General features: G+C 72.9%; 25 protein-coding genes, 1 rRNA gene and 1 pseudogene. 12 read left to right on the forward strand and 15 right to left on the reverse strand.

Annotated elements, in window-relative coordinates:
• Positions 1-122 (reverse strand): 16S ribosomal RNA (locus tag ACLBXP_RS00005); the annotation flags it as partial.
• Between the two features lie 649 nt (positions 123-771).
• Between ACLBXP_RS00005 and ACLBXP_RS00010 the strand changes: the two genes are divergently transcribed.
• The gene (locus ACLBXP_RS00010; RefSeq protein ID WP_447665462.1) at positions 772-2814 is read left to right on the forward strand and encodes a M23 family metallopeptidase; all 2043 of its coding nucleotides are present in this window, start codon (positions 772-774) and stop codon (positions 2812-2814) included.
• A 50-nt stretch (positions 2815-2864) separates the two neighbouring features.
• Here the strand turns inward: ACLBXP_RS00010 and gluQRS are convergent, their stop codons facing one another.
• From gluQRS to ACLBXP_RS00035, 5 genes are all read right to left on the reverse strand, one after another.
• A complete protein-coding gene (gluQRS, locus tag ACLBXP_RS00015) occupies positions 2865-3752 on the reverse strand; it encodes a tRNA glutamyl-Q(34) synthetase GluQRS (RefSeq protein ID WP_447665463.1) in 888 nt (295 codons plus the stop codon).
• Entirely contained in the window at positions 3749-4024 is a 276-nt protein-coding gene (locus ACLBXP_RS00020) for a hypothetical protein (RefSeq protein ID WP_447665464.1), read from the reverse strand. The genes gluQRS and ACLBXP_RS00020 overlap by 4 nt, the downstream gene beginning before the upstream one ends.
• The gene (locus tag ACLBXP_RS00025) at positions 4011-4475 is read right to left on the reverse strand and encodes a DUF3016 domain-containing protein (protein WP_447665465.1); all 465 of its coding nucleotides are present in this window, start codon (positions 4473-4475) and stop codon (positions 4011-4013) included. The genes ACLBXP_RS00020 and ACLBXP_RS00025 overlap by 14 nt, the downstream gene beginning before the upstream one ends.
• A 116-nt stretch (positions 4476-4591) precedes the next feature.
• The gene (locus ACLBXP_RS00030; RefSeq protein WP_447665466.1) at positions 4592-4810 is read right to left on the reverse strand and encodes a hypothetical protein; all 219 of its coding nucleotides are present in this window, start codon (positions 4808-4810) and stop codon (positions 4592-4594) included.
• Between the two features lie 89 nt (positions 4811-4899).
• Positions 4900-5427, reverse strand: a complete 528-nt coding sequence (locus ACLBXP_RS00035; protein WP_447665467.1) for a ComEA family DNA-binding protein — start codon at positions 5425-5427, stop codon at positions 4900-4902.
• A gap of 201 nt (positions 5428-5628) precedes the next feature.
• Between ACLBXP_RS00035 and ybgC the strand changes: the two genes are divergently transcribed.
• The 5 genes from ybgC (at position 5629) to tolB (ending at position 10213) form a co-directional block, all read left to right on the forward strand.
• On the forward strand, positions 5629-6120 hold the full coding sequence (gene ybgC / locus ACLBXP_RS00040; RefSeq protein ID WP_447665468.1) for a tol-pal system-associated acyl-CoA thioesterase: 492 nt from the start codon (positions 5629-5631) through the stop codon (positions 6118-6120).
• 186 nt (positions 6121-6306) lie between these two features.
• The gene (tolQ, locus tag ACLBXP_RS00045; RefSeq protein WP_447665469.1) at positions 6307-7023 is read left to right on the forward strand and encodes a protein TolQ; all 717 of its coding nucleotides are present in this window, start codon (positions 6307-6309) and stop codon (positions 7021-7023) included.
• A 24-nt stretch (positions 7024-7047) separates the two neighbouring features.
• Positions 7048-7491: an ExbD/TolR family protein gene (locus tag ACLBXP_RS00050; protein ID WP_447665470.1), complete on the forward strand. Its 444-nt coding sequence runs from the start codon at positions 7048-7050 to the stop codon at positions 7489-7491.
• A 13-nt stretch (positions 7492-7504) separates the two neighbouring features.
• Positions 7505-8827 carry a cell envelope integrity protein TolA gene (tolA, locus tag ACLBXP_RS00055; protein WP_447665471.1) on the forward strand — a complete coding sequence of 441 codons (1323 nt, stop codon included), beginning with the start codon at positions 7505-7507 and terminating at the stop codon, positions 8825-8827.
• Between the two features lie 54 nt (positions 8828-8881).
• Positions 8882-10213 (forward strand): Tol-Pal system beta propeller repeat protein TolB, encoded by a 1332-nt coding sequence (gene tolB / locus ACLBXP_RS00060; protein WP_447665472.1) that lies wholly within the window; start codon positions 8882-8884, stop codon positions 10211-10213.
• Between the two features lie 25 nt (positions 10214-10238).
• Here the strand turns inward: tolB and ACLBXP_RS00065 are convergent.
• The 7 genes and pseudogenes from ACLBXP_RS00065 to ACLBXP_RS00095 form a co-directional block, all read right to left on the reverse strand.
• Positions 10239-10499, reverse strand: a pseudogene (locus ACLBXP_RS00065) (GSU2403 family nucleotidyltransferase fold protein); the annotation flags it as partial.
• Positions 10500-10600: 101 nt separating this feature from the next.
• Positions 10601-11833, reverse strand: coding sequence for an MFS transporter (locus tag ACLBXP_RS00070; protein ID WP_447665473.1), 1233 nt, complete (start codon positions 11831-11833; stop codon positions 10601-10603).
• 45 nt (positions 11834-11878) lie between these two features.
• Positions 11879-14005, reverse strand: coding sequence for a protein-disulfide reductase DsbD family protein (locus ACLBXP_RS00075; protein ID WP_447665474.1), 2127 nt, complete (start codon positions 14003-14005; stop codon positions 11879-11881).
• A gap of 104 nt (positions 14006-14109) precedes the next feature.
• Positions 14110-15939 (reverse strand): M24 family metallopeptidase, encoded by a 1830-nt coding sequence (locus tag ACLBXP_RS00080; protein WP_447665475.1) that lies wholly within the window; start codon positions 15937-15939, stop codon positions 14110-14112.
• Positions 15940-15993: 54 nt separating this feature from the next.
• A complete protein-coding gene (locus ACLBXP_RS00085) occupies positions 15994-17145 on the reverse strand; it encodes a hypothetical protein (RefSeq protein ID WP_447665476.1) in 1152 nt (383 codons plus the stop codon).
• 159 nt (positions 17146-17304) lie between these two features.
• Complete coding sequence (gene rmf, locus ACLBXP_RS00090; protein ID WP_447665477.1) at positions 17305-17493, reverse strand: ribosome modulation factor; 189 nt, start codon at positions 17491-17493, stop codon at positions 17305-17307.
• 98 nt (positions 17494-17591) lie between these two features.
• Positions 17592-18512, reverse strand: coding sequence for a 50S ribosomal protein L11 methyltransferase (locus tag ACLBXP_RS00095; RefSeq protein WP_447665478.1), 921 nt, complete (start codon positions 18510-18512; stop codon positions 17592-17594).
• Positions 18513-19016: 504 nt separating this feature from the next.
• Between ACLBXP_RS00095 and modA the strand changes: the two genes are divergently transcribed.
• The 3 genes from modA to modC are packed head-to-tail and all read left to right on the forward strand — an operon-like array spanning position 19017 to position 21643.
• Positions 19017-19826, forward strand: a complete 810-nt coding sequence (gene modA, locus ACLBXP_RS00100; RefSeq protein WP_447665479.1) for a molybdate ABC transporter substrate-binding protein — start codon at positions 19017-19019, stop codon at positions 19824-19826.
• Positions 19823-20512: a molybdate ABC transporter permease subunit gene (gene modB, locus ACLBXP_RS00105; RefSeq protein WP_447665480.1), complete on the forward strand. Its 690-nt coding sequence runs from the start codon at positions 19823-19825 to the stop codon at positions 20510-20512. Before modA ends, modB begins: the two co-directional genes overlap by 4 nt.
• 27 nt (positions 20513-20539) lie before the next feature.
• The gene (modC, locus tag ACLBXP_RS00110; protein ID WP_447665481.1) at positions 20540-21643 is read left to right on the forward strand and encodes a molybdenum ABC transporter ATP-binding protein; all 1104 of its coding nucleotides are present in this window, start codon (positions 20540-20542) and stop codon (positions 21641-21643) included.
• Positions 21644-21675: 32 nt separating this feature from the next.
• Here the strand turns inward: modC and ACLBXP_RS00115 are convergent, their stop codons facing one another.
• The gene (locus tag ACLBXP_RS00115; protein WP_447665482.1) at positions 21676-22767 is read right to left on the reverse strand and encodes a helix-turn-helix transcriptional regulator; all 1092 of its coding nucleotides are present in this window, start codon (positions 22765-22767) and stop codon (positions 21676-21678) included.
• Between the two features lie 342 nt (positions 22768-23109).
• On the opposite strand from ACLBXP_RS00115, the gene ACLBXP_RS00120 reads away from it, so the two are divergent.
• The 3 genes from ACLBXP_RS00120 to ACLBXP_RS00130 all read left to right on the forward strand — a co-directional run bounded on the left by ACLBXP_RS00120 (position 23110) and on the right by ACLBXP_RS00130 (position 25381).
• The gene (locus ACLBXP_RS00120) at positions 23110-23391 is read left to right on the forward strand and encodes a hypothetical protein (RefSeq protein ID WP_447665483.1); all 282 of its coding nucleotides are present in this window, start codon (positions 23110-23112) and stop codon (positions 23389-23391) included.
• Between the two features lie 332 nt (positions 23392-23723).
• The gene (locus tag ACLBXP_RS00125; protein ID WP_447665484.1) at positions 23724-24998 is read left to right on the forward strand and encodes a hypothetical protein; all 1275 of its coding nucleotides are present in this window, start codon (positions 23724-23726) and stop codon (positions 24996-24998) included.
• 11 nt (positions 24999-25009) lie between these two features.
• Positions 25010-25381, forward strand: a complete 372-nt coding sequence (locus ACLBXP_RS00130) for a hypothetical protein (RefSeq protein WP_447665485.1) — start codon at positions 25010-25012, stop codon at positions 25379-25381.
• A 15-nt stretch (positions 25382-25396) separates the two neighbouring features.
• On the opposite strand, the gene nudC is transcribed toward ACLBXP_RS00130, so the two are convergent.
• Entirely contained in the window at positions 25397-26311 is a 915-nt protein-coding gene (gene nudC, locus ACLBXP_RS00135) for an NAD(+) diphosphatase (protein ID WP_447665486.1), read from the reverse strand.

The following is a 26311-nucleotide window of genomic DNA, read 5'->3' on the forward strand; positions in this document are numbered from 1 at the left end:
AAAGGGTACGTTCCCACGTGTTACTCACCCGTCTGCCACTCACCCCGAAGGATGCGTTCGACTTGCATGTGTTAAGCCTGCCGCCAGCGTTCGCTCTGAGCCAGGATCAAACTCTCAAGTTGAAGAGCTGATCTCAGCTGATCACAACATAACGGAAGCACACCTCAACCAGACCAAACAAACTACGACAGCACCCCAAGGGGCAAAACCCCACGAGATACCGCCGCAGCCGCCCGGACCCGGTCGGTGAGCTCTACGAAACGTCGGTCAAGCTTCATCTCTCGATGCCCCAGCCTTTCAGCCGGAGCCGCAAGGACAAGCCGCCCACGCTTCTCTTCCTCAGATCAACTTGTCAAAGAACACCGGCCTCGAAAGACCCGGCCCGCACCCTTACGAGGACGAACGATCGCTTCGGCGCCTGCGCCGAACAACCCGCTCAGTCTGTGCAAGAGACGTTTCAGCGCCCGGGCCACTTCCGCGGCCGGCGCCGATGAGCAGCGGTATACGGACACCCACCCCACCCGTCAACACCCAAAGTGACGATCCCGCAAAATCCACGTGACGCACCCGTGACGGCTGAGAAGGATGTGATCCTCTCGGCAGTGGAACTCCGAGTTGGAGCTCTGAGGATACGTACACGCTCGTTCGCGCGTGCGACCCTTGCGCCTCAATCTCGACATCCTCGGCTTCGACATGGTCTGTTGCGGGCGGCGGCCATCCCATCGGAGCGCCCATGGCCCTGGGATCAACAGCCTGCATGAAGGAGCGTCGGTGAACCGCGCACGCCTCGCGATCGCTACGAGCGGCGCTGCCCGGGCGGTCGGCACTCAGGCGCCCCTCGACATCCTGGGCCCGGATGCCTCCCGCATCGACCGGCGCGAGGTGAACCTGCGCTGGCTCTGCGCCAGTGCCCTCACGGGTCTGACCGGTGCCGGGCTCATCGGAGCCGCACTCCATGTCTCGCTCCAGGGCGGCACGACCCTCGCGGCGATCCCCGAGCGGGCGGCCGTGGTGGTGCGTCCGCAGCCGAGCGAGAGCGGCGCGAACGTCGCGCGCAAGGGCGATCGCCTGGTGCGCAACCTCATGATCGCCTCGGCCAAGCAGAGCTTTCGGGCGCCCGTCACCGTGCGCCTGGGGGACCGCGAGATCATCAAGGTCCGCCCCTTCGTCCGGATCTCGACGGCCTTGTCCACGGCGACCGGTGTGTTCGCGGGCGACATCCCCCCGTTCGACCCGATGAAGTTCGTGTCCGATGAGCCGGCGGAGCGCGCGCCCGACCCCGGCAGCGCCGAGGCGCCGGGCGCCGAGGTCAGCGTCGTCAAGCGCGACCTCGCCGAGGCCGCCATCGACGCGAACGCGCCAGCCCTCGGCGAGGACGCCGTCACCGCACAGGTGGAGGAGGAGCGCCGCATCGCGGCCGAGGCAGGGCGCCGCGCCATCATCCCGATCGCGCCGCAGATCATGCTCTCACGCACCCTGCAATCGGGCCAGGCGGCGCCCGATTTCGACACGGCGGGCAAGATCGGCCAGGACGGCAGCCCCTTCAAGGCCATCGAGGTCCTGGTGGTGCCCGAGAACGTGACGCGCCTCCCGAAGGTGGAGCTGCGGGGGAACGAGGCTCCCCTGGTCGAGGAGCGGGATCTCGCGCTCAAGCGGGGCGAGACCCTGGAGGGCGTGCTCCGGACGATGGGCTTCGCGGGCGAGGAGGCGGTCCGTGCCATCGTGGCGGCGCTCGGTGGCCGGACGCGGACCGCCGCCCTCGCGGAGGGCCAGCAGTTCCGCGTGCAGATCGCGCCCGGGCCCCGGCTCGGCGACCCGCGCCAGGTGACGCGCGTGGTGCTCTACGGCGAGAACGGGATCGAGGGCATCGCGGCGCTCAACGATCGTGGCGCCTTCGTCTCGGTCGCGCCCCCCACCGAGGATGCGCCGGGCCGCGGAAAGCCCGCGGTCGCGGCGGAGAACGGCGAGGACGACGAGGAGGGCGGCACCGGCCCGCGCCTCTACCAGAGCCTCTACGAGACGGCCGCGCGCCACGAGCTGCCGCGGGCGGCGGTCGAGGATATCGTGCGCGTCTTCAGCTACGACCTCGACTTCCAGCGCCGGATCTCCTCGGGCGACAGCCTCGACGTGTTCTACACCTACGACGAGGATGCGGGGCAGAGCGCGGCCGAACGGCCCGAGCTGCTCTACGCCGCCCTCAACCTCGGCGGCGAGACCCGCAAGGTCTTCCGCTTCCAGTCGCCCGACGACGGCTCCATCGACTACCTCGACGAGCAGGGCCGCTCGCTCAAGAAGTTCCTGATCCGCAAGCCCATCGCGGACGGCATCATGCGCTCGGGCTTCGGCTACCGGCGCCATCCGATCCTCGGCTACGCCAAGCTCCACACCGGCGTCGACTGGGCGAACCCCATCGGCACCCCGATCGTCGCGGCCGGCAACGGCACGGTGATCAAGGCCGAATGGGATTCCGGCTACGGCCGGCGGGTCGAGATCCAGCACATCAACGGCTACGTCACGACCTACAACCACATGTCCCGGTTCGGTCGCGGCGTCTCCGCGGGGGTCAAGGTCCGCCAGGGCCAGGTGATCGGCTACGTCGGCTCGACCGGGCTCTCGACGGGCGCCCACCTGCACTACGAGGTGATCATCAACGGCCACTTCGTCGACCCGATGAAGATCCGCGTGCCGCGCGGGCGCGAGCTCGACGGGCGGATGCTCGCGGAGTTCCGCCGCCAGCGCGAGCAGATCGAGGGCGTGATGCAGAAGTCGAAGAGCGCCACCGCCCTGGCCCAGCGGGATGCGGCGACCCGCTGAGCCGCGCCGCTGGACTCCCGGAGTGCCCACGCAGCGCCCGGGCCGAAGTCTCAACCCGTAGCCGGAAAGCCGAGCTGCGCCCGGAGCGCGGCAGGCTCCGTCCCCTCGGCGCGCAGGTCCGCGAGACTCGGCGAGCCCTTCGACTTCGCGAGCTTGGTGCCGTCCGGCGCAAGGATCAGAGCGTGGTGGTGGTAGGCCGGGCTCGGCAGCCCGAGCAGCGCCTGCAGGAGGACGTGGAGGTCCGTGGCGGCCTCGAGGTCCCGCCCCCGCACCACGTGGGTGACGGCCTGCTCCGCGTCGTCGTGCACGACGGCGAGGTGATAGCTCGTGGGCACGTCCCGGCGGCCGATCAGGGCATCGCCCCAGCGCTCCGGCGCAGCCATCGCCCACCCCTCCGATCCGTCGACCGCGAAGGTCCGGTATCGGTGCGGACCGGGCGCCGCGGCGAGGGCCCGATCCAGGGCGAGGCGCCAGGCGTGGGGCTCGCCCGCGGCGCAGCGGCCGGCGGCCACCTCCGGCGGCAGATCCCGGCAGGTGCCCGGATAGTGGGGCACCCCGTCGGGGTCGCGGGGAAGCGGACGCCCGGCCTCCGCCTCCGCGGCGGCCCGTGCCGCGATGGCGCCGCGGGTGCAGAAGCACGGATAGGCGAGGCCGCGTTCTGCGAGGCCGTGCAACGCCGCCCGGTAGGCCGGCATGTGTGCGGATTGGCGTCGCGCCGGCTCGGGAAAGCGCAGGCCGAGCCAGTCGAGATCCGCGTGGATCGCACCAACGAGCTCGGGGCGGGAACGAACCGGATCGATGTCCTCGATGCGCAGGAGAAGGGCCGCGTCGTGGCGCCGCGCCAGCGTCTCGTTGAGCAGAGCCGAGTAGGCGTGGCCGAGGTGTAGGCGGCCGTTCGGGCTCGGAGCGAATCGGAAGGTGGCCGCCCTCGGTCTCACTCGCCGGCGCGGCGCAGGCAGTGCGGCTCGGTCGGCTGGCAGGCGATGCCGGGCAGCGAGCAGGCCGGCCCCTCCGCCTGCCGCTGGCAGACCCGGCAGCCATCGGCCCACTCGAGGCAGGTCGCGTCCCGGGCGGGGTCGGCAGCCGGGCCATGCGCGGCCGGGGCAGGCCACAGGGCTCCCACCAGCACGGTCGCGACGACGAGGCCGGCGATGCTCCAGGCGACACGGGCATCGCTCGGCGGGGAGGGCGGGGCGCTATCGTCGGCCATGGGGTCCTGTTCGCGCGGAGGACGGGACGGTGTCAACGCGCGCCGGGCCCGAAGCGCTTGGCAACCAGTCCCGGAGCACCGCGCGCTCGTAATAGAGGGCGCCGGTCGAGAAGCGCGGATTGCTGGTCAGCAGGAAGTTGATGTCCGTGACGGTGTCCTCGCCCTGCGCGATCACGCGCCGCCCCCGGCGCAGGACGTAGGAGAGGCGGATCCGCGGCGGAGAGGCGTCCTGCACCACCCGCAGGCCCGTGGGCGCATTGATGCCCGGCCGCTCGAAGCCCGCGAGGTCGATGTCGAGAACCGAGACGTCGAGGGTCTCGCTCGGGTCGAGCACGGACCGGCCGAGCTCCTGCAGGATTCGGGTCATCTCGGCGAGCGTGACCCGCAGGGTCGGACCGGACCCGAAGCGGTTCTCCGCGTCCGTGAAGCGCTCGGGCGCGACGTAGCGCACGTGTACGCCCTGCGCCTGCGCGGGGCCCGCTGTCGTCAGGACTGCCGCCAGCACCACGGCGGCGAAGCGTGCGCGGCCCGGCGCCGACGAGCGCGTGGGCGACCCTGCCGATGCCCTCACTGCTTGGCGCGGTTGATGATCGCCTGGAGCGCCCGGGCGACCGGCTCCGTGATGGTACGGCGGTACTTGCGGTGGACGAGCTGGCCGTTGTGGTAGACGTCCTGCTCCACGTACAGGCGCTCGCCGTCCCAGCGGACGACGTTGTCCGACTCGATCGTTTCCTGAACCCCCAGATCGTCCCGCAGGATCGGGTTGCTGCCGGGCTGGCTTAGCATCGTCGGAACATCCTCGCGATCGTCTCGGCTTCGGGCGGGCCACCATAGGCAACCCGGTCCGGCTGCGCCAGCGGATGGGGCTGACGAGCCTACGGGACCGTCACCTGGTCCTTGATCCGGTCGTAGGTCGCCCGGCTGAGGACCCGCTTGGTCAGCAGTTCGCCGACCGACGCGTAGGGCCGCTTCTGGATGATCGCCCGGCCGATGCTGCCCCCGCCGCGCAGCCGGTTCAGCTCGGCCAGGGTGCCGGTGTTCAGGCTCACCAGGGCGACGGCCCGGGGGGGCGTCGTCTCCTCCGCCTGCTCCACGGCCTGCTGGCCGCTCGGCGGCGGCGGCTCCGGGGGACGCACCACGGTCGGGATCGGCTCGGCCGGCAGGGGCCGCACCGGCGGGGGTGCGGCCGGCTCGGCGACGCTCCCGGGGCGGGGCTCGGGCATCGGCGGCACCGGCGCGGGCGGGATCTCGCGCGCCTCGGGCGTCCTCGGGGCTTCGACGCCCGTGGCGGCAGGCTCGGGTGCGGCGTCGCCGTGCGGCCAGACGAGTTGCACCAGGGCCGCGAGGAGGCCGGCGACGATGAGCAGCCCGGAAATCCGCAGCACGGTTGACCCGCTGAGCATCGCGCCTCCCGTGACGACCCACTTATGACCTTCTCAACCTAGGCGCGGCGACCGCCGCATCCAACCGGATGGCCGCCAGCCCACGGCACCGGGGCGCCCTCCATCAACAGCCGGATCCCTAATTCGGCCCCATTCGGGCGGGAGGCCCCCAGCGTGGGGCCTCGCGGCGCCCCGCTCCGGCCACCTTGGAGCCAGACCCGCGTGACGGACGACTCGACCGATCCCCTGGACACCGACCCCCTGGACAAGGCCCATGCGCTGTCCGTGCGTGTCTACTACGAGGACACGGACTTCTCGGGCTTCGTCTATCACGCGAGCTACCTGCGCTTCATGGAGCGTGGCCGCACCGAGCTGCTCCGCGGCCTCGCGGGCGATCAGTCGGACCTGCACCGGGAGGCCGACGGCCTCGTCTTCGTGGTGCGCCGCATGGCGATCGACTACCTGCGGCCCGCCCGCATGGACGACGAGCTCACCGTGCTCACCGGGACCCGGGAGCTGCGCGGCGCCTCCCTGCACCTGAGCCAGGCCGTGCGCCGCGGCGACACGACCCTGGTGCGGGCCGAGGTGGTGGTCGCCTGTGTGCGCGACGGCCGGGCGATCCGGCTGCCCGACGGTCTGCGCCGGGCGCTCGGCCCAAGTGCCTCAGCCGGTGCCTCAGCCAGTGCCTCAGCCAGTGCCTCAACCAATCCTTAACCTGAAGGCCCCCTTAACTGGCGTGGGCCTCCACGCCGGGCCAGGCTCGAGCGCGGCCCTTACTTTCGACAGATTCGGCGGCGATTTCCCTTGATATCGCTCGACGATTTGGTCGGACCGCGCAGGCACTGCCGCGGCGTCCGAATGCCTTCCGAAGGTCGTGTCGACCGTGCCGAGGATCACACCATGAACCCAGCCGATGCGATGCAGGCGGCGCCCGTCGCCGACATGACGCTGCTCGGCCTGTTCCTGCAGGCCCACTTCGTCGTGAAGATCGTGATGCTCGGGCTCCTCGGCGCCTCGATCTGGTGCTGGTCGATCATCGTCGACAAGACGCTCCTGTTCCGCCGCACCAAGGAGGAGATGGACGCCTTCGAGGACGCGTTCTGGTCCGGCCGCTCGCTGGAGGAGCTCTACCGGTCGTTCAACGATCGCCCCGCCACCGGCCTTGCCGCCCTGTTCGTCGCGGCCATGCGCGAGTGGAAGCGCTCCTTCGAGGGCTCCGGCCGGCAGATCCAGAGCCTGAGCCAGCGCATCGACAAGGTGCTCGACGTGACGATCCAGCGCGAGGTCGAGCGGCTGGAATCGCGCCTCCTGTTCCTGGCCTCGATCGGCTCGGCGGGTCCCTACATCGGCCTGTTCGGCACGGTCTGGGGCATCATGACCGCCTTCACCTCGATCGCCGCCTCCAAGAACACGTCGCTGGCCGTGGTGGCGCCGGGAATCGCCGAGGCGCTGTTCGCGACCGCGATCGGCCTGTTCGCCGCGATTCCCGCCGTGCTCGCCTACAACAAGCTGCAGGCGAGCGTGGCCAAGTCGCAGTCGCGGCTCGAGGGCTTCGCCGACGAGTTCTCGGCCATCCTCTCTCGCCAGATCGACGAGCGCCTCTCGCTCGCCGCCTGACACGAAGCCAGGGAAACCGACCAGATGGGCATGGCGGCAGGCGCGAAGGGCGGCACCAAGCGGCGGCGCAGAGGCCGGCGCAGCGGCGCCATCAACGAGATCAACATGACGCCGTTCATCGACGTCGTCCTCGTGCTGCTCATCGTCTTCATGGTGGCGGCGCCGATGATGACGGTCGGCGTTCCCCTCGACCTGCCGCAGTCGAAGGCGAGCCCCCTCAACTCCGACGTGAAGCCCGTCACGCTCTCGATCCGGCAGACCGGCCAGGTCTTCCTGGGAGAGGACGAGGTCAGCGACGAGACCATCATCCCGAAGCTCAGCGAGGCCTCGAAGTCCGGCTTCGAGGAGCGGGTGTTCGTGCGCGGCGACAAGCGGGTCGATTACGGCCGCGTCGCGCAGGTGATGGCGATCGTGACCGGCGGCGGCTTCAAGAAGGTCGCCCTCGTCACCGAGCCCGAGCAGAAGTAGCGAGCGCGCCGCCGTGAAGCTGCCCCCCATCGACCGCAGAGAGCCGGGCGTCTGGATCTCGGCCGGCACCCACGTCGCGCTGCTGGTGCTCGCGCTGGTCGGCGTCTCCGCCCAGGCGCTGCCCGAGGCGCAGGAGGGCGTGCCCGTCGAGGTGATGACTGAGAACCAGTTCTCCGAGATCACCAAGGGCCAGCGCGAGGCCGACGCGCCGCAGCCGAACGCCTCCTCCCGCGCCGACCGCAAGGCGGACAAGATCGAGGAGCGCGAGCCCGAGAACGCGAAGACCGACGCCCCGACGGCCCCCACCCGCACCGCCGACATGAAGCTCGCGAGCGCCGACGCGGTGCCGCTGCGCTCCGACCTCGAGGAGCCCGTCGAGGAGGCGCGCGCCTCCAAGGCCGCGCAGGAGCGCGCCGAGGCCAAGGCCGCAGCGGAAGCGAAGGCCGCCGCCGAGAAGGCCGCCGCCGCCAAGGCCGAGGCGAAGGCCAAGGCGGACGCCGCCAAGGCCGCAGCGAAGGCGGAGGCCGAGAAGCGCGAGCAGCTCGACAAGCTGATCGAGCGCGAGGAGGCGGAAGCCGCCGCAGCGGCCGAAGCGAAGGCCAAGGCGGAAGCCAAGGCCAAGGCCGATGCGAAGGCGCGCGCCGACGCCAAGGCGAAGGCCGAGGCGGATGCCAAGGCGAAGGCCGAGGCCGACGCCAAGGCCAAGGCCGAGCGCGAGAAGGCCGAGCGCGAGGTCGCCGAGGCCAAGGCCGCGATGGAGAAGGCGGCCGAGGCGAAGGCCTCCGCCGAGAAGGCCAAGGCCGAGGCTGCCGCCAAGGCGAAGGCCAAGGCCATGGCCGACGCGAAGGCCAAGGCGGATGCCGAGGCCAAGGCCCGCGCCAAGGCCGAGCTCGCGGACAAGTTCAATGCCGGCGACATCAAGTCGATGCTGGCCTCGAAGGTGGCCTCGCAGTCGACGGGCGCCACGGGTCGCGAGGTGCAGCGCACCGCGGCGCTCGGGGCCGCCACCGGCACGGCGCAGCGGCTCTCGCCCTCGATGCGCGACGCCCTCGTGGGCATGCTGCAGCAGCAGATCGAGCGCTGCTACTCGGCGCCGCCCGGCGCCGCCCAGGGCGTGGTGCTGCCGATGCTCGACATCCGCCTGAACCCGGACGGCTCGCTCGGCAGCGAGCCGCGGTTGATGCGCGGCGGCGGCAGCGCCGTGGACCAGTCGATCGCCCAGGCGGCGCTGCGGGCGGTGCGCCGCTGCGCGCCCTACAAGATCCCGACGCAGTACGCGCCGTACTACAACGACTGGAAGGCCATCAACGCGGAGTTCGAGTTCTCGGCCGCCTGATCGCCGCCGAGCACCGCCCGACCGACGACACCCAGACGTTTCGGAAGACCCATCATGCTCCACAGCCCGTTCCCGCGGCGGCGCACGCTCGCCGCGCTCCTCGCCGCCCTGATGCTCGGCCTGTCCGGCGCCCTCGCGCCGGCCCACGCCCAGCTGCAGCTCCGCATCGGCGGCGGCGCTTTCCAGCCGCTGCCGATCGCGGTGGCGGACTTCTCGGGCGACGCGAGCCTCGGCGGCCTCGTGGCCGGCGTGGTGACGAACAACCTGCGCCGCTCCGGCTACTTCACGCCGCTGGAGAAGGGCCGCTTCCCCGAGCAGCCGCCCTTCGATGCGGCCCCGAGCTTCGACAAGTGGCGGGCGACCGGCGTGCAGGGCCTCGTCACCGGCCGCGTCTCGCGCGACGCCGGCGGCCGCCTCAAGGTCGAGTTCCGCCTCTGGGACGTGACCTCGGGCCAGCAGATGACGGGCCAGCAATACGCCACCGACCCGGCCAATGCGCGCCGGACCGGCCACCTCATCTCGGATTCGGTCTACACCAAGATCACCGGCCTCGGGCCCTGGTTCGACAGCCGCATCGCCTTCGTGGACGAGTCCGGCCCCAAGGAGAACCGCCGCAAGCGCCTGATGGTGATGGATCAGGACGGCGCGAACGTGCGGGCGCTCACCACCGGCGAGACCTCGATCGTCGCGCCGCGCTACTCGCCCGCCACGCAGGACATCGCCTTCATGGCCCAGTCCACCGGGCACCAGCCGCGGGTGCAGGTGATCAACCTGGAGACCGGCAGCCGGCAGGCGGTCGGCAACGTGGACTCGATGAGCGCGAGCCCGCGCTTCTCGCCGGACGGGCGGCGCCTCGTGATGAGCGTCCAGCAGGGCGGCAACGCCGACATCGTGACGATGGACCTGGCCTCGAAGGCGCAGCGCCCGATCACCAACGGCATGGCCATCGACACCTCGCCGACCTATTCGCCGGACGGCTCGCAGATCGTGTTCGAGTCCGACCGCGGCGGCTCCCAGCAGGTCTACGTGATGGGCGCGGACGGCTCGAACCCGCACCGCATCTCGTTCGGCGATGGCTCGGCCTCGCAGCCCGCCTGGTCCCCGCGGGGCGACCTCATCGCCTTCACGCGCCAGCGCAAGGGCGGCTTCGCGATCTGCGTCATGAAGCCCGACGGCTCCGGCGAGCGGGTGCTCACGGAGGGCTTCCACAACGAGGGCCCGACCTTCGCGCCGAACGGGCAGTACGTGCTGTTCTTCCGCGATCCCGGCGGCCAGGGGGGCGGCAAGCTCTACATGGTCGACGTCACGGGCCGCGTCGAGCAGCCGGTGCCGACCCCCTCCTACGCCTCCGACCCGACCTGGTCGCCCCTGCTCGCGGGGCGCTGAGGGGCTTCGGGCCGAGACCGCCCGCTCACCAGTCGGGCTCGAGCCGGTCGCGGCGCGCGGGCTCGGGCCGGACGAGGGCCGGCGCCTCCGCCCGCAGCGCCCGCGGCAGGGCGCTCAGCGCCGGATCGTCGAACCGCAGGTGCGGCAGGCGCTGCGCCAGGAGCGTCGCGACGAGCTCGGCCTGCCCCCGGTCGCGCAGGCGCTTCATCGGGTTGCGGTCCTCCCGGCCGGAGAGCCACGCCTTGTGGAGCGCGAAGGCGCGGGGATCGGGCACGGTCATCCGAGCCGGATAGCCGCGGGCACGAGTCCGTCATGGCAAGCTATTGCACGCTATAGGTTTATCCGGACCAAACGGCAATTTCGACGCGCGCCGGATAATATCGGGCCTCACCCCACCTCCAGCAGGCGGTCCCGCGCGCGGAGCGCCGGGAAGAGGCGGCCCCAGGCGAGTGCCACGAGGACGGTGGCGGCCCCGCCGATCAGCACCGCCGGGACCGCGCCGACGAGGGCCGCGAGGATACCAGACTCGAACTCGCCGAGTTCGTTCGAGGCCCCGATGAAGACGGCGTTCACGGCGGAGACGCGGCCCCGCATGGCGTCCGGCGTCTCGCCCTGAACGAGGGTCTGGCGCACGTAGACGCTGATCATGTCGGCCGCCCCCGTCACGAACAGGCAGGCCATGGAGAGGGTCAGCGAGCGCGACAGGCCGAACCCGATGATCGCGAGGCCGAACACCCCGACCGCCTGGAGCAGGCGCAGGCCCACCCGCTGCCGCAGGGGCCTGTAGGCGAGGAGCACGGCCGTCAGGACGGCGCCGGCCGCGGGCATGCTGCGCAGGGCCCCGAGGCCGAGCGGGCCGACGTGGAGCACCTCGGCGGCGAAGATCGGCAGCAGCGCCGTGGCGCCCCCGAGCAGCACCGCCACGAGGTCCAGGCTGATCGCCCCGAGCACCACGGGCTGCGAGCGGATGTAGGCGAGCCCTGCTGAGAGGGTCGCCCAGGTGACCGGCGGGCGCTCGGAGACCGGAGCGGGACGGTAGCCGATGGCGGCGGTGAGCGCGCTTGCCAGCGCGAAGCTCGCGGAGGCCAGCCCGAACACCACGGCCGGCCCCAGCGCGTAGAGGAAGCCGCCGAGAGCCGGCCCCATCACGGAGGCGCTCTGCCACAGGGAGGCGTTCCAGGCGATGGCCGAGCCGAAGACCGGCCTCGGCACGAGGGTCGGCAACAGGGCCTGGAGCGCGGGATTGGCGAAGGCACGGGCGGTGCCGATCACCACCACGAGGGCGTAGACGGGCCAGGCCGTGCCGCGCTCGAACCAGGCGCAGGCGAGCAGCGCCGCGCTCGCGGCGGCCTGGACGCCGAAGGACAGGGCTGCCACGAGGCGCCGGTCGTAGGTGTCGGCGACGTGGCCGGTGACGAGGGCCGCGAGCATCGCCGGCAGGAAGCCCGCGAGGCCCACGAGGCCGAGCGCGAGGGCCGAGCGGGTGAGGTCGTAGACGAACCAGCCGAGGGCCACCGCCTGCATCTGATAGGCGAGGCCGGTGAGGAAGCGCGCCCCGCCGAACAGGCGGAAGTCGCGCAGGCCGAAGACCTGGAAACCGTCGGAGGCGAAGGCGGGCATGCGGCCGTGCTGGACGCGCGCGGCCGGCTCGTCAAGCGCGGCCGCTCAGCGCCCCGTCGCGAGGGCCGCGCTCCGGTCCCGGATCGGAACGGCGTCCAGCGCCGCCAGGACGCTGCCCTGCGTCAGGATCTGCGGCAGGACCACGGGCTCGGAGCCGCCCGCGTAGAGCAGGTAGAGTGGCACGCCGCTGCGACCGTGGCGGGCGAGCAGGCGCGTGATCTCGGGGTTCTGGTTCGTCCAGTCCCCCTTCAGGTAGGTGATCCCGCGGGCCCGCAGGGCCGCGCGCACCGCCTCGGTGCCGAGCGCCGCGCGCTCGTTGACCTGACAGGTGATGCACCAGGCGGCCGTGAGGTTGACGAGGACCGGCCGACCCTCGGCGAGGAGCCCGTCGAGGCGGGCCTGGCTGTAGGCGTCGCCCCCCTCGGCCCGCGCCGTCCCGCCGGCGGGTTCGTGCGCCATGGTGACGACGAGGCCGCCCGCCGCCACGAGGGCCGCGGCGGCCAGCGTGCGGGACACCATGCGCCCGAACGGCGCAGCCTGCGTGCCGCGCTCCCAGGCCCAGGCCGAGAAGGCCACGAGGACGAGGCCGAGGAGCGCGGCGAGGAGCCCGTCGGACCCGACCTGCTGGGCGAGCACCCAGATCAGCCACGCCACCGTGGCGTAGACCGGGAAGGCCAGGGCCTGCTTCAGGGTCTCCATCCAGGCGCCGGGCCGCGGCAGGGCACGCAGGGCCGCGGGCCAGGCGGTGAGGGCCAGGAACGGCAGGGCGAGGCCGAGGCCGAGGCTCGCGAAGACGACGAGCGCGGCCGGCGCGGACTGGGTGAGCGCGTAGCCGACCGCGCCGCCCATGAACGGCGCCGTGCAGGGCGTCGCCACGACGGTCGCCAGCACGCCGGTGAAGAAGGAGCCCTCCAGGCCCTCGCGGCGGGTCAGCCCGTCGCCGACGCCTGCGAGGCCGGCCCCGAGATGGAACACGCCCGACAGGCTGAGCCCCATGGCCAGGAGCAGGTAGGCGAGGCCCGCAACCACCACCGGCGACTGCAGCTGGAAGCCCCAGCCCAGGCTGGCCCCCCCGCCCTTCAGGCCGATCAGCAGGCCGGCGAGCGCGAGGAAGCTGCCCACCACGCCGAGCGTGTAGGCGAGGCCGTGCAGCCGCACGCGGGCCGCGCTCTCGCCCGAGTGGCGCACCAGTGCCAGCACCTTGATCGAGAGTACGGGGAAGACGCAGGGCATCAGGTTGAGGACGAGGCCGCCGAGGAGCGCGAAGGCCGCAGCGCTCCACAGCGTCAGACTCTCCTCCGGTGCGGGCGTCGGCGCGGCGGAGGTGTCGGGGACCTGCCCGGCGGCCGGCGCGGGCGCCTCGCCGAGGGCGTAGGCGAAGCGGGTGCCGTCGTTCGTCTCGTAGGCGAGGACCCCCGGCAGGCTCGCGGGCGCGGGCGCCTTCGGGTCGGCCCGGGTGAGGCGCAGGTGCAGCCCCGTACCATCGACCGAGAGGTCCTGCGGCGCCGCGTTGTCGAGGGCGCTTTCCGAATAGGGAAAGAAGGCGGCGCTTCGCACGCCCGACGCGTCGAGCCCGGGCGCAGCGAGGCTCAGGACCAGACGCTCGCCCTCCGTGGACAGCCGCGCGGGAGCCGGCGCCGGCTTCGGCAGGGCGGCGCGTGCGTCGGCGATGGAGCGCGCCGTCTCGGGGTTGGGCGCAGCATCGCCCACCGGCAGGCTCAGCGCGATGTCGGCCGAGCCCGGGATGCAGATCTCCTCGCACACGAGGTAGCTGAGGCGACCGGCGAGCCGCACGGGCTCGGCCGGGTCGAGGCTCGGCGGCGGGGTCATCGTCACGAGCAGCGTGACAGTGCCCTCGTAGCCGTAGTTCATCAGGGTGGCGACCGGGATGCGCTCGGGCGTCGGCCACTGGATCGGGGCGGCCGAGAAGCCTGCCGGCAGGGTCCAGGTCACCTCGGGCGGTAGGCCGGAATCGCCGGGGTTGCGCCAGTAGACGTGCCAGCCCCGCTTCATGGCCATGCGGATGCCGACCGTGAACGGGGTCCCGGCCCGCACGGAAGCCGGCTCCGCCACGAGGCTCGCGCGCACGAGGTCGGGGGGCGCCTTCTGGGCCGCGGCGGCGGTGACGCCGGCGGCGAGGGCGAGCAGGAGCGCGAGGAGCCGGATCATCATGTCCCCGGAAGCGGAAAGGCCGCGCAGGATAGGCTCCGCCGCGCGCGATGCGAAGACGCGGGCGATGCCGCAGGCACCCTCGCCCGTGCGGGGACGCGTTCGGGTCAGCCGCCGCTCAACGGCGCCGTGGCCCGCTCGAGCCACGTCCCGGTCGCCCGGTCGAGCTCCGGCGCCAGCGTTTCCCGCACGCGGGCATGGTAGGCGTCGATCCAGGCCACCTCGGCGGGGCCGAGGAGATCGGCGTCGATCAGGCGGCGGTCGTAGGGGGCGAGCGTCAGGGTCTCGAAGCCGAGCATCGGGCGCTCGCCGCCCGGCACGGCCCGTTCCTCCACGAGGACGAGGTTCTCGGTGCGGATGCCGTAGGCGCCGGCCCGGTAGTAGCCGGGCTCGTTCGAGAGGATCATGCCCGGCTTGAGCGCCACCGTTCCGGTCTTCGCGATGCGCTGCGGCCCCTCGTGCACCGACAGGAAGGCGCCGACTCCGTGGCCCGTGCCGTGGTCGAAGTCGAAGCCCCCCTCCCAGAGCGGAAGGCGCGCGAGGGTGTCGATCTGGGCCCCCGTGGCGCCGACGGGAAAGACGGCGCGGGCGATGGCGACGTGGCCCTTGAGGACGCGGGTGAAGCGGTCGCGCATCTCCGCCGTCGGCTCGCCCACCGCGACCGTGCGGGTGATGTCGGTGGTGCCGTCCCGGTACTGCGCGCCCGAGTCGATCAGGAACAGCTCGCCGGCCTGCACGGTGCGGTCGGTCGCCCGGGTGACGCGGTAGTGCACGATGGCGCCGTTCGGCCCTGAGCCGGAGATCGTCGGGAAGGAAACGTCCCGCAGGTGCCCGTCCGCCGCGCGCAGGTCCTCCAGGGCCTCGACGGCGGCGATCTCGGTGAGACCTCCCGCCGCCGCCGCGCCGTCGAGCCAGGCCAGGAAGCGGACGACGGCGAGGCCGTCGCGGCGATGGGCCGTCCGCGTGCCTGCGATCTCGGCCGCGTTCTTCACCGCCTTCATGGCCGTGACCGGGTCGGGGCCGACATCCGCCACGCCGTCGGCGGCCTCGATCCGGGTCTTGATCGCGTCGGCGGCCGTCGCCGCATCGAGGCGCACGCGCCGGCCCCCGAAGCGGTCGAGGGCCTCCGCGAAGGCGGCGCGCGGCGCGAGGTCGCCGAGCGGCTCCAGGGCCGTGCGCGCCTCCGGCGTCACGTTCGGCGAGGCGAGGAAGAGGGTCGGGCGGCCTTCGCGGGGCAGGATCGCGTAGCCGAGCGCCAGGGGCGTGTGGCCGATATCGGCGCCGCGCAGGTTGAAGGTCCAGGCGAGGTTGTGCGGGTCCGAGATCACCAGCGCGTCGCACTTCGCCTCCGCGAGCGCCTCGCGGATCCGGGCGATCTTGTCGGCGGCGGCCTCGCCGGCCAGGTCGAGGGGGTGGGCCACGACGGCGCCCGCGGGCGGCTTCGGCCGCCCGGCCCAGCTCAGATCGACGGGATTCTCGGCCAGCGCCCGCACGCTGCCCCCGGCCGCTTCGGCCGCCCGCCTGAGGCGGGCGACGCCGTCCGGCGTGTGGAGCCAGGGGTCGTAGCCGAGCACGCCCTCCGCCCGGAGGTTCGCCTTGATCCAGGCCTCCGGCGTGGTCTCGGCGAGCGGCACCACCGTGATCAGCTCCGGGTCGACCTGATCCGGGGCCTGCAGGGTGTAGCGCCCGTCGACGACGAGCGCCGCCGCGTCCTCCAGCACCAGGGCGGTGCCGGCCGAGCCCGTGAAGCCGGTGAGCCAGGCGAGGCGCTCGGCGTTGGCGGGCACGTATTCCGACTGGTGCTCGTCGGCCCGGGGCACCACGAAGCCCTGAACCCCCGCCTCCCGCAGCGCCGCCCGCAGCGCCGCGATGCGCTCCGGCCCCTTGCGGTGGCTCGGGTCCTCGAAGGTCTGGAAGCGGCGGCGGGGCTCGGTCATGGCCCAAGGGTTAGGCCGGGCGGGCGGGGCCCGCAACCGGGCGCGGAGCCGCCCTCAGAACTCCCCGCCGAGGCCGGCCCGCACCCCGTGGCTGTTGTCGCCGCCGTAGGCGTAGCCGACCGAGAGGGCGAGGGGCACCGCCGTGTCGAGCCGGTGTGCGAGGGCCATGCCGCCGGCCCAGGCGCCCTTGTAGGTGGCGCTGTTCGCCACCCAGCTGGTGCGGCCGGGGGCCGAGGGCATCGAGGCCGTCGGCATGGCGAGCGCCGTCGCGACGCCCTGGCGCATCTCGCGGCGGCTCTCCGTGGCGTAGCGGCCGAGGGCGCCGAGCTGCGACTCCACCGCGCCGACGCGGTTCTCGACGGACCCGACGCGCCCGTCGAGGGCGGCGATGTTGGCCGGGCCGTAGCCGGAGGTGGCGAGGTTCCCGGCCGCATCCGTGGTGACGAACTGGGTCGGCCCGGCCTGCGCCGCGCGGCTCGCGTCGGTGGCGACGCCGCCGAGCGTGTAGGTGTTCTGATCGGTGCCGATCGCCACCTGCCCGGCCCGGGTGGTGCGGGCGTTAAAGCCGATGGCGACCGCGCCGGTCTGGGCGGCGCTGGCGTTCGTGCCGATGGCCGTCGCGGCGGTGCCGCCCGCCGACGCGTTGGTACCCACCGCGAGGCTTCCGGTGCCGCCGGAGGCGGCGGCATGGCCGACCGCGAGGGAATCCGCCCCATCGGCGGTCGGCAGCGGAAGGTTGCTGGTGTTGTTGGCGCGCAGGGGCAGATGCGCGAAGTCCTTCAAAGGCTTGAGGTCGGTCGGCGCACCCGGGTCGAGGGTCGCCCCCTCCCCCGTGGCGGTGCCGTTGGCGGGCCCTGCCGAGGTCGGCCCGGTGCAGCCGTCGCGGCCGCCGAGCAGCGTGCCGCCCCCGCTGAGCAGGCTGCCGCCCCCGACCGTCACGCCGCCGCAGGCGATCGCCCCGCCCCCAAGGGTGCCCCCGGCCGAGACCAGGCTGCTGCCGCCCACCGTGATGCCGCCGTTCGCGAGGCTGCTCGCCGTGTTGGTCACCACCTGCGTGGTCGCGCCGACGACCGCGCCCACCGTGTCGAGGGTGCCGCGCAGGAGCTGCGCCTCGGCCGTGCCGGGGGCGAGCCACAGGAAGCCGCAGGCGAGGGTCGCGGCGCCCGGACGGCGGAAAGGGTTGGGAAATTGAGACGCGATACGCATAGCCCGTCCTCCGGGCCTGCTCCGGTCATGGCCTTTCGGCGACCTCGGTATTCAACTCAGAGGTATTTGAGCAGGCTTATACAACCTGCAGTAGAATGCTTAACGCGAGCTTTCGTCCTGCGGAAGCGGTCGTGTCCGACGAGCCGTCCGACGGGCCGGTCAGCCGTTGTCCATGGGATGGTCCGGCGAGCGGTCGGCGGGGGCGCCGTCGTAGCCCTCGAGCCAGGCGGTGCGGGCCTCGGAATGGGCCGGATACGGGCAGGCATCCTTGGGGCGACCCTGCGCGCGGGCGCGGGCGCCCTGGGCGATGGGGTCGTTCTGCGTCGGGTGCGGATCGGTGGCGCTCATGACGGGAGAATGCCCGGAGCGGCCGCGGGTTCGAGCTTGGCCTGCAGCGTGGCTGCGAAAATCCTCAGACCCGGGAAATCCTCAGACCCGGGAAATCCTCAGACCCGGGGGCGCGGGGCGAGCCCGCCGCGGCGGAGGACCAGGGCCGACCAGCCCTCGATGACGCCCTTGCGGACGAGGTGGAAGCCCTGGTGGCGGTAGGTCGAGAGCACGCCCGGCACGTCGCGCTCGATCAGGCCGGAGAGGACGAGGAGGCCCCCATCCGCCACGACGGCGGCGAGCGAGGGCGCGAGGCGCTTGAGGGGGCGGGCCAGGATGTTGGCGAAGACGAGGTCGAAGTGCCGCGGCCGGCGGGCGAGCGGGTGCTCGACGCCCGCTCCCAGGTAGAGCCGCAACCAGGGCGCTAGTCCGTTGAGCCGGGCATTCGACCGGGCGGTGAGCACCGCCTCCGGGTCGAGGTCCCCGGCCACCACGGGCGCGCGGAGCGCCTTGGCGGCCGCGAAGGCCAGGATGCCGGTGCCGGTGCCGACGTCGAGGATGTGGGCCGGGCGGCCGCGCTTCAGCCGGTCGACGAGGGCGCGCAGGCAGCCGAGGGTCGTGCCGTGGTGGCCGGTCCCGAAGGCGAGCGCCGCCTCGATCTCGATGGCGAGGTCGTTCGGGCGCCGCTCTGCCCGGTCGTGGGCGCCGTGCACGAGGAAGCGCCCGGCCCGCACCGGCTTGAGGCCCTCCAGCGAGGCGCGGACCCAGTCCTGCTGGTCGAGGGTGTGGAATTCGGCCGCATCGGCCCCGGCGCCGACCACCGGCCGGATCAGGTCACGGATGAAATCCTCGTCCGGCGCGTCGGAGAAGTAGGCTTCGAGCCGCCAGGTCACCCCGTCCTCCGCCTCGAAGGCCGCGACCGCCGTCTCGGTGGGGTCGAACATCTCGCCGAGGAGGTCGGTCATGGCGCGGGCGGAGGCCTCGTCCGTGAGGAGGCGGAGCACGTGGGTCGGGCGGTGCGGGGGTAGTCCTTCGAGCATGGGGGGCCTCTACCATCGGTGGGGGCCGGCCGCCATGCCTCACCGAATGGGTCAGGGAACCGCACAAGGATGAGGCAATTTGTTCACGAGCTGAGCGTATGCTCCGCCGGAACGCCAGGCGACTCGCCGCGTTCCCGCTGGCTCTCCATCCTTGGTTGTGACCTGCGTTCAGAGTTCCGGGGCATCCGTCCATGACCACCCGAAGGTCCGGCCGCCGTGGGCCGGTTGTTCTCCGTGAGGCGGTCCGCCCGCGTCGCCGCCGCGTGCGCGGACGCGAGGCCGTGCTCTCGGAAACCCTCGAGGCGCCGCTGCCGGGCCAGATCCTCGTGCTGCTGAGCCAGCTCCACCGCTCCGAGCAGGCCCGCGGCCGGGACGACGAGGCGACGGGCTGAGGCGCGCGACCCGCGCAGGCCGCGCGGGCCGCATGCGCCGGCGGCCTTGTCGGCACCGGCAGCCCCCCTATCATGCCGGCCGGCGCAACGGGCGCCGGCACGGAAACGCACCATGCAGACGACGCGGCGAACCTGGCTCTCGGGCGCCCTCGCGCTCCTCCTCGGCGCGGGTGCGCTCGGCGTGGGCCGCACGCCCGCGCGGGCGGAGGCGCCCGTCACCGTGTTCGCGGCCGCGAGCCTGAAGAACGCCGTCGACGACGCGGCCGCCGCCTGGACCCGCGAGACCGGCAAGGCGGTGCGGACCTCCTACGCGGCCTCGAACGTGCTCGCCAAGCAGATCGAGGCCGGCGCCCCGGCGGACCTCTTCCTCTCCGCCGACCTCGCCTGGATGGACTATGCCGAGCGGGCCGGCGCGCTCCAGCCCGGCACCCGCTTCAGCTTCCTGCGCAACGCCATCGTGCTGGTCGCGCCGAAGGATTCGCCCCTGCGCCTCGACCTGCGCCCCGGCCTCGACCTCGCGGCGGCCCTCGGCGACGGCCGCCTCGCCATGGGCAACGTCGAGGCGGTGCCGGCCGGCAAGTACGGCCGGGCCGCGCTGGAATCCCTCGGGGCCTGGAACGGGGTGAAGGACCGGGTGGCCCAGGCCGAGAACGTGCGCGCGGCCCTCCTCCTCGTCGCCCGCGGCGAGGCGCCGCTCGGCATCGTCTACGCCACGGACGCGGCCTCGGAGCCCGGCGTGCGGGTGGTCGCCACCTTCCCGGCGGACAGCCACCCGCCGATCGTCTACCCGGCCGCGCGCCTGAAGGACTCGCAGAACCCCGACGCCGCCGCCTTCCTGGCCTTCCTGCGGAGCCCGGCGGCCCGGCCGTTCTTCGAGCGCCAGGGCTTCTCGGTGATCGGCCAGCCCGGCGAGCGTACGTGATCGGGCTGAGCCCGGACGAGTGGAACGCGGTCGCCCTCAGCCTCAAGGTCGCCTCCGTCGCGATGCTGGCCAGCGTCGGGCCGGGCCTCCTCGTGGCTTGGCTCCTCGCGCGCAAGCGCTTCCCCGGCCGCGCGCTCCTCGACGGGCTCGTGCACCTGCCCCTGATCCTGCCGCCGGTGGTCACCGGCTACCTGCTGCTCCTCGCCTTCGGGCGGCGGGGGCCGGCGGGCGCGTTCCTGGCCGAGTTCGGCATCGTCCTCGCCTTCCGCTGGACCGGGGCGGCGCTGGCCTGCGCGGTGATGGGGTTTCCGCTGATGGTGCGGGCGATGCGCCTCTCGATGGAGGCGGTGGATGCGGGGCTCGAGCAGGCCGCCGCGACGCTGGGCGCCCGGCCGCTCGCGGTCTTCCTCACCGTCACGCTGCCCCTCAGCCTGCCGGGCATCCTCGCCGGGATGGTGCTGGCCTTCGCCAAGGCGATGGGGGAGTTCGGCGCCACCATCACCTTCGTGTCGAACATCCCGGGCGAGACCCAGACCCTGCCGTCGGCGATCTATACGCTGACGCAGGTGCCGGGGGGCGAGGCGGGGGCGCTGCGCCTGACGCTGATCTCCGTCGCCCTCTCGATGGCGGCGCTGGTGGCCTCCGAGGCCCTCGCCCGGCGGGTCAACCGCCGCCTCGCGGCCTGACATGACCCGATCCGGGTCGCCCGCCGCATGACCCTCGCGGTCGAACTCGCGCTGACGCGCGGCGCCTTCCGGTTGGACGTCGCCTTCTCGGGAGGCCGCGGCCTCACGGCCCTGTTCGGGCGCTCGGGCTCCGGCAAGAGCACCGTCATCCAGGCCGTCGCGGGCCTCGTGCGGCCGGAGCGCGGGCGCATCGTCCTCGACGGCGAGACCCTGCTCGACACCCGCGCGGGGATCCGCGTGCCGGTGCACCGGCGCCGGATCGGCTGCGTCTTCCAGGAGGCGCGGCTGCTGCCCCACCTCAGCGTGCGGGGCAACCTCGCCTACGGGCGCTTCTTCTCGGGCGCCCGGCGGGACGCGGCGGAGTTCGACGCGGTGGTGGGGATGCTCGGCATCGACCACCTCCTCGGGCGGCGCCCGGCGGGCCTCTCGGGGGGCGAGCGCCAGCGGGTGGCCATCGGCCGGGCGCTCCTGGCGAGACCCCGCCTCCTGCTGATGGACGAGCCGCTGGCCGCCCTCGACGCCGCCCGCAAGGCCGAGATCCTGCCCTACATCGAGCGCCTGCGCGACGAGGCCGGTGTGCCGATCCTCTACGTCAGCCACGCGGTCGCGGAGGTGGCGCGCCTCGCCGCCGCCGTGGTGGTGCTGGAGGAGGGCCGGGTCGCGGCGGCGGGCCCCGCCGCGGAGATCCTGCGGCGGGCGGACGGGCTGCCCGAGCCCGAGGCGGAGGCCGGCGCCCTCCTCGACATGGTGGTGGGCGAGGAGCCCGAGGGGGCGGGGCTGACCCGCCTCGACGGCCGGGCCGGCACCCTGCTGGTGCCCCGCCTCGGCCGGCCGGTCGGCAGCCCCGTGCGGGTGCGGGTCCCGGCCCGCGACGTGCTGGTGGCGACCCGCGCGCCGGTCGGCCTCAGCGCCCGCAACGTGCTGCCGGGGCGCGTGCTCGCCGTGCTCCCCGCGGGCGCCGCCGTGATCGTCGAGATCGACTGCAACGGGGCGATCCTCGCCGCCCGCCTCACCGCGGCCTCCGCGCACGACCTCGGCCTCGCGCCGGGCCAGCCCGTCTACGCGGTCATCAAGAGCGTCGCCTTCGATCCCGCCGGCGTCGGCACGGGCCGGCCCGTGGTGGAGATCTGATCCGCGCGCCGCTTGCGTCGCGCGAAGCCCGATCAGCCCACGGGCGGAAGGGCTGCGAGGAGCCGCAGCAGGTCGCGCAGGTTGCGCGTCCCGGTCTTGTCCAGGATGGTCCTGAAATGCGTTCGCGCCGTCGAGGTGGCCACGCCGCGCTGCTCCGCCGCGACCTCGAAGGTGTGGCCGGTCGCGAGCAGCACGCAGAGATCCGCCTGCGTCGGGCTCAGCCCGAACATGTCGCGCAGGGCCGCTCGCTGCAGGGACGGCGGCGCGTCGAGGGGGGCGAGGCACAGGAAGGCGCGGTCCGGCTGCAGGTGGGTTGCGTCTGCGCCGGGCAGCGGGGTCGCCACCACCGCGAGGCGTCCGCCCTCCGCGCCGGTGAGCCGAATCGCCCCGCCGCGGCCCGCGGCGGCGGCGGCGATGAGCGCGCGCAGCCGGGTCGTCTCGGGCTGAAGCTGGGCGCGGAGGCCCTCCTCTGTGGCACCGATGCGCAGGCCGGCACGCTGCTCGGCGAGCGCCAGGGCTGCCCGGTTGACCTGGATCGGCCGGCCCTCGCCGGTGCAGATCACGGCGCCGAAGGCGAGGCGGTCGAGCGCGCCCGGAAGGGCGTCGCCGGCGTGGCGCTCGGACCGCAGGCGCCCGAACAGCGCCAGGGCCCCGCGCAGGTGGGCTCCGATCTCGTCCAGCAGGTCCTTGTCGTCGGGGCCGAGCAGCAGCTCGCCCGCGATTCGGTTGACGGCGACCGAGGCCAGCACGCCGGATCCGAGGTCCAGCACCAGACCGAGGGGACGCCGCATGCCGTAGTGGCGCGCGAAGTCGTTGTAGAACTCGGTCTTGAGCAGGGCCTCCTCGCTGATGAAGTCCGAGCTGAGCGTGGCTCGGTTGACCACCTTCGGCCGCCTTCCGCTCCAGGGATCGAGCCGCTGGTAGTAGGCGAGGTAGTCCTTGGCCGAGGCGACGATGTCCTCGGTCAGGCTCAGGTCGAGGATGCGGCCCTGCTCGATGAACCACAGGCCGGCGCTGTCGACACTCATGATGTCGCGCACGACCCCGGCGATGCGCCCCAGCGCGTCGGGCTCAGCCGACGCCGCGTACAGGCTCGCGATCTGGTCCGGACGCAGGCGTGGCATGGTGGATCGGACTGATTCCCTGATGACAGCGTATTTTCTTATTATACGGCTCCGGGCAGGAACGTGAACCTGTGTTTTGCAAATTCAGTTGGTCGAGCGGGGCTGCCCGGACAGAGGACATTTCCGACCGCGCACCGGCGGTCGCCGTCTGACGCTTCGTCCAAGCCCGGCTCATCATCAGTTCTGAGGATACCGGAGCACCGGACCGGACTGCCAAACCACGGCGGTTCGACAAACATCGCCGGTTCAAAGTGCCCCGAACCCGATGCAGCGAGAGGATCTCGACGCAGATCGACGCCAGGTCGGGTCGACGACAGGCGGATGGACTTGGAGGACCAAGCGATGAAGCACGTCTCTCTTCTCTGCCTCGGCATCGCCCTGGCGGGCCTCGGCGCCGGCCCGGCCGCCGCCGCATGCCAGGGCCTCGCCTGCTACAGCAAGGGGCCGGGCCTGAGCACGCTGCCCGCTGCCAAGGTCGGCGGCGGCACGGCCGTTTTCGCCAAGGGCAACGGAGCCGTCAGCCCGAACGCGGTCATGGCTCCGCGCGGCGGCAACCTCGTCGGGGCCGGTGCTGGAAATCTCGTCGGGGCCGGCGCCGGGAACCTCATGAGCGGCCGGCGCTGATCGGAGAGCCCTGCGCTGGGCCGTCGTCGCGCTGCGCACCGCAACCATGGATGATCGCATGGGTGATCGCCGGGATGCCGGGGAAAACCTCCTCGGCGCCCCGGCGAGCGCGTGCGTCGGTCCGCCTCTCAGCGGCTCCGCATGCATAGATTATTATTTATTCTACGTGTGGCCGCATAATACTTTCTCTACACCCGTAAGTACAAATACAATAAAACAATCCCGACGCTGTTACCGAATTTCAACAGATTTTTTCTCGCGATTCATTTCAGTATGACTTCGCCGGCCCCCGGGAAAGCGAATCGGGCGCCGCGCGGAGATCGGGGGATCGTATGACGAGGACACGATGGGCGGCGGCCTTGGGCCTGCTCGCCGGAGCGGCGCAGGCCGCGGACATGCCGGACGCGGCCCCGCCCGCGCCGGTTGCCTTCACGCCGGCCTGGGTCACCACCGTCAACACCGAAGTCCGGTCGTTCGCCTTCAGCGGCACCAAGGGGCAGGCGTTCGGCCAGGCCGCCAACGGCGTGCGCGGCTCCGGCGAACAGCTCTACCTGCCCTTCGGCCTCGGCTTGAGCGGCCAGCCGGCCGAGGACATGCGCTTCGACCTGACGGTGCGGGGCGGCTACGCCGACACCCGGCAGACCACGGTCGGGCTCTCCGGGAGCGAGCGCACGGCGCTCGACACCCAGCTTTCCGCGACCGCCACCTACCTCGGCGCGGCCGGCTTCCAGCCCTTCCTGTCGCTCAACGTCAACCTCCCGACCGGGGACACCTTCCTGGGCGGCAACCGCTTCCGGGCACGCCTTGATTCCGACCTCGTCGACGTCCCGGTCTTCGGCGAGGGCCTCAACTTCGGCCCGACGCTCGGCGTCAACGTCCCCCTCGGCGAGACCATGCTGCTCTCGTTCGGAGTCGGCTACACGATCCGCGGGCAGTACGACCGCGAGGGCTTCACCGACCCGGTGACGGGGCTCACGGCGACCACCCGCCTAGAGCCCGGCAACTCCGTCACGGGAACGGCCTCGCTGAGCTATCAGGCGGGGCCCGCCAGCGCGAACATCGCCTTCGTCTACATCGCGGAGGCCGCGACCCGGATCGACGGCACCCGCGCCCTGCGCAGCGGCGACCGCCTCTCGCTCTCCGCCACCGCGGCCTACGCCTGGACACCCGAATGGGCCACGACCCTCTCGGGCTCCTTCACCCACACGGAGAACAACTTCGTGCCGGGCGCCGTGCCGGGCCTGCTGGTGCGCGAGAACGCCAACGCGAACAGCAACCTCTACCGCGTCGGGCTCGACACGCTCTACACGACCGGCCCGGTCGGCCTCGGGCCGACCCTGAGCTTCCTCTACCGCGACCGGAACGCCTTCGACGCGCGGACCCTCGTGTTCGTGCCCCAGCGCGAGCGCTACGGCGCGGGCGGCATCCTGACCTACGCGCTCACCGAGACCGTGACCCTGAGCCTGCGCGGCGAGCGGATCTTCGTGCGCGAGGCGGTGAGCCCCGACAAGATCTTCGATCCGGTCGGGATCGTCCCGGGGACCGGGCAACCCCGCATCAGCTACCACGGCTATTCCGTGGGCGGCGGCGTCACGTTCAAGTTCTGAGGGAGGCCGCCATGCGTCACATCATCCTCGCCGCCGCGCTGCTCGGGCTGGCGCCGCTCGCCGCCGCGGCCCAGCCCCTGCCCGCGCCCGCCGCCTGCCCGGAGGGCCGGCGGGCCGACGGGCGCTGCGTCAACCCGTTCCTGGCAGCGCTCGCCCGGCAGCAGACCGTGTGCTTCACGCAGGTCCGGCTGTCCTACATCAGCTGTCCGGGCGTGCTCCCGGGGCTCGACACGCGCTACCGGTACCCGAACACGGTGGTGACCGAGCGCCAGGCCGAGATCAACATCCTGTACGAGCGCCAGGGCTATCAGGAGGTCTTCGGGAACCTCACCCGCACCGTCGTGCCCGTGGTCACCACCACCCGGCCCACCACCGCGCGCTGACGGGGGGCATCCCGCTCAGGCCCGCCCCTCGGCGAAGGCCCGCATCAGCAGGTGGGCGATCGCCATGGGCGGGGGGGCGGTGATGCCCTCCGGATGGGCGCCGGCGAGGATCCGGGCGATGGCGTCCCGGTGGAACCAGCGGGCGTCGGCGAGTTCGTTCGGGTCGGCCACGATGGCCTCGTCGAGGGCGTCGGCCACGCAGCCGATCATCAGCGAGGCCGGGAAGGGCCAGGGCTGCGAGGCGTGGTAGGCCACCGCTCCGATGCGGATGGCGGTCTCCTCGAAGCTCTCGCGGCGCACCGCCGCCTCGATCGTCTCGCCGGGTTCGAGGAAGCCCGCGAGGCAGGAGTACATCCCCTCCTTGAAGCGCGGTGCGCGCCCGAGCAGGCAGGCGTCGCCCCGGCGGATCAGCATGATCACCACCGGGTCGGTGCGGGGGAAGTGGTGCGTCCCGCAGGCCGGGCACTCGCGCCGGAAGCCCCCGGCCCGCAGCACGGTGGCGGTGCCGCAATGGGCGCAGAAGCCGTTGCGGGCGTGCCAGGCGAGGAGCGACTTCGCGGTGGCGAGGAGGCCGAGCTCGTGGGGGGCGACCCGCCCCTCGGCGGCGAGCGCCCGCAGGTCGGCGCCCGCCGCCCCCGGCGCGGCGCGCTCCCGCGCCTCCGCGGCCTCCGGGCTGATCGCGGCCGCGAAGACGGGGGCGCCGTCGAGGCGGCCGAGGAAGACCGTGAAGGCGGCGTCTTCCGGCCAGTGCGCGGCCGCCTCCAGCAGGGCGCTGTCGCCCGCGAGCACGACCCGGTCGCCGGCCATCAGCACGAGGCGCGCGCCGGGCGCGTCGCGCCCAGGGATCGCGGCCTCGTCCTGCTCGGCCGAGTGGCGCAGGAGGCGGCTCTCGGCGTAGCCGAGGCCGGGATGGTGGTCGGACAGGGTCAT

The sequence above is a fragment of the Methylobacterium sp. A54F genome (assembly GCF_053346035.1).

What these genes read in the sequence shown, in the direction of transcription:
- rmf (WP_447665477.1), bottom strand. Translation starts at nt 17,493, where the DNA reads ATGAGCGCCACCGATCCGCACCCGACGCAGAACGACCCCATCGCCCAG.
- ACLBXP_RS00080 (WP_447665475.1), bottom strand. Translation starts at nt 15,939, where the DNA reads ATGACCGAGCCCCGCCGCCGCTTCCAGACCTTCGAGGACCCGAGCCAC.
- ACLBXP_RS00050 (WP_447665470.1), top strand. Translation starts at nt 7,048, where the DNA reads ATGGGCATGGCGGCAGGCGCGAAGGGCGGCACCAAGCGGCGGCGCAGA.
- ACLBXP_RS00030 (WP_447665466.1), bottom strand. Translation starts at nt 4,810, where the DNA reads ATGCTAAGCCAGCCCGGCAGCAACCCGATCCTGCGGGACGATCTGGGG.
- nudC (WP_447665486.1), bottom strand. Translation starts at nt 26,311, where the DNA reads ATGACCCTGTCCGACCACCATCCCGGCCTCGGCTACGCCGAGAGCCGC.
- ACLBXP_RS00020 (WP_447665464.1), bottom strand. Translation starts at nt 4,024, where the DNA reads ATGGCCGACGATAGCGCCCCGCCCTCCCCGCCGAGCGATGCCCGTGTC.
- ACLBXP_RS00075 (WP_447665474.1), bottom strand. Translation starts at nt 14,005, where the DNA reads ATGATGATCCGGCTCCTCGCGCTCCTGCTCGCCCTCGCCGCCGGCGTC.
- ACLBXP_RS00120 (WP_447665483.1), top strand. Translation starts at nt 23,110, where the DNA reads ATGAAGCACGTCTCTCTTCTCTGCCTCGGCATCGCCCTGGCGGGCCTC.
- tolB (WP_447665472.1), top strand. Translation starts at nt 8,882, where the DNA reads ATGCTCCACAGCCCGTTCCCGCGGCGGCGCACGCTCGCCGCGCTCCTC.
- ACLBXP_RS00095 (WP_447665478.1), bottom strand. Translation starts at nt 18,512, where the DNA reads ATGCTCGAAGGACTACCCCCGCACCGCCCGACCCACGTGCTCCGCCTC.
- ACLBXP_RS00125 (WP_447665484.1), top strand. Translation starts at nt 23,724, where the DNA reads ATGACGAGGACACGATGGGCGGCGGCCTTGGGCCTGCTCGCCGGAGCG.
- ACLBXP_RS00035 (WP_447665467.1), bottom strand. Translation starts at nt 5,427, where the DNA reads ATGCTCAGCGGGTCAACCGTGCTGCGGATTTCCGGGCTGCTCATCGTC.
- modA (WP_447665479.1), top strand. Translation starts at nt 19,017, where the DNA reads ATGCAGACGACGCGGCGAACCTGGCTCTCGGGCGCCCTCGCGCTCCTC.
- ACLBXP_RS00115 (WP_447665482.1), bottom strand. Translation starts at nt 22,767, where the DNA reads ATGCCACGCCTGCGTCCGGACCAGATCGCGAGCCTGTACGCGGCGTCG.
- ACLBXP_RS00085 (WP_447665476.1), bottom strand. Translation starts at nt 17,145, where the DNA reads ATGCGTATCGCGTCTCAATTTCCCAACCCTTTCCGCCGTCCGGGCGCC.
- ACLBXP_RS00130 (WP_447665485.1), top strand. Translation starts at nt 25,010, where the DNA reads ATGCGTCACATCATCCTCGCCGCCGCGCTGCTCGGGCTGGCGCCGCTC.
- ACLBXP_RS00070 (WP_447665473.1), bottom strand. Translation starts at nt 11,833, where the DNA reads ATGCCCGCCTTCGCCTCCGACGGTTTCCAGGTCTTCGGCCTGCGCGAC.
- modC (WP_447665481.1), top strand. Translation starts at nt 20,540, where the DNA reads ATGACCCTCGCGGTCGAACTCGCGCTGACGCGCGGCGCCTTCCGGTTG.
- tolQ (WP_447665469.1), top strand. Translation starts at nt 6,307, where the DNA reads ATGAACCCAGCCGATGCGATGCAGGCGGCGCCCGTCGCCGACATGACG.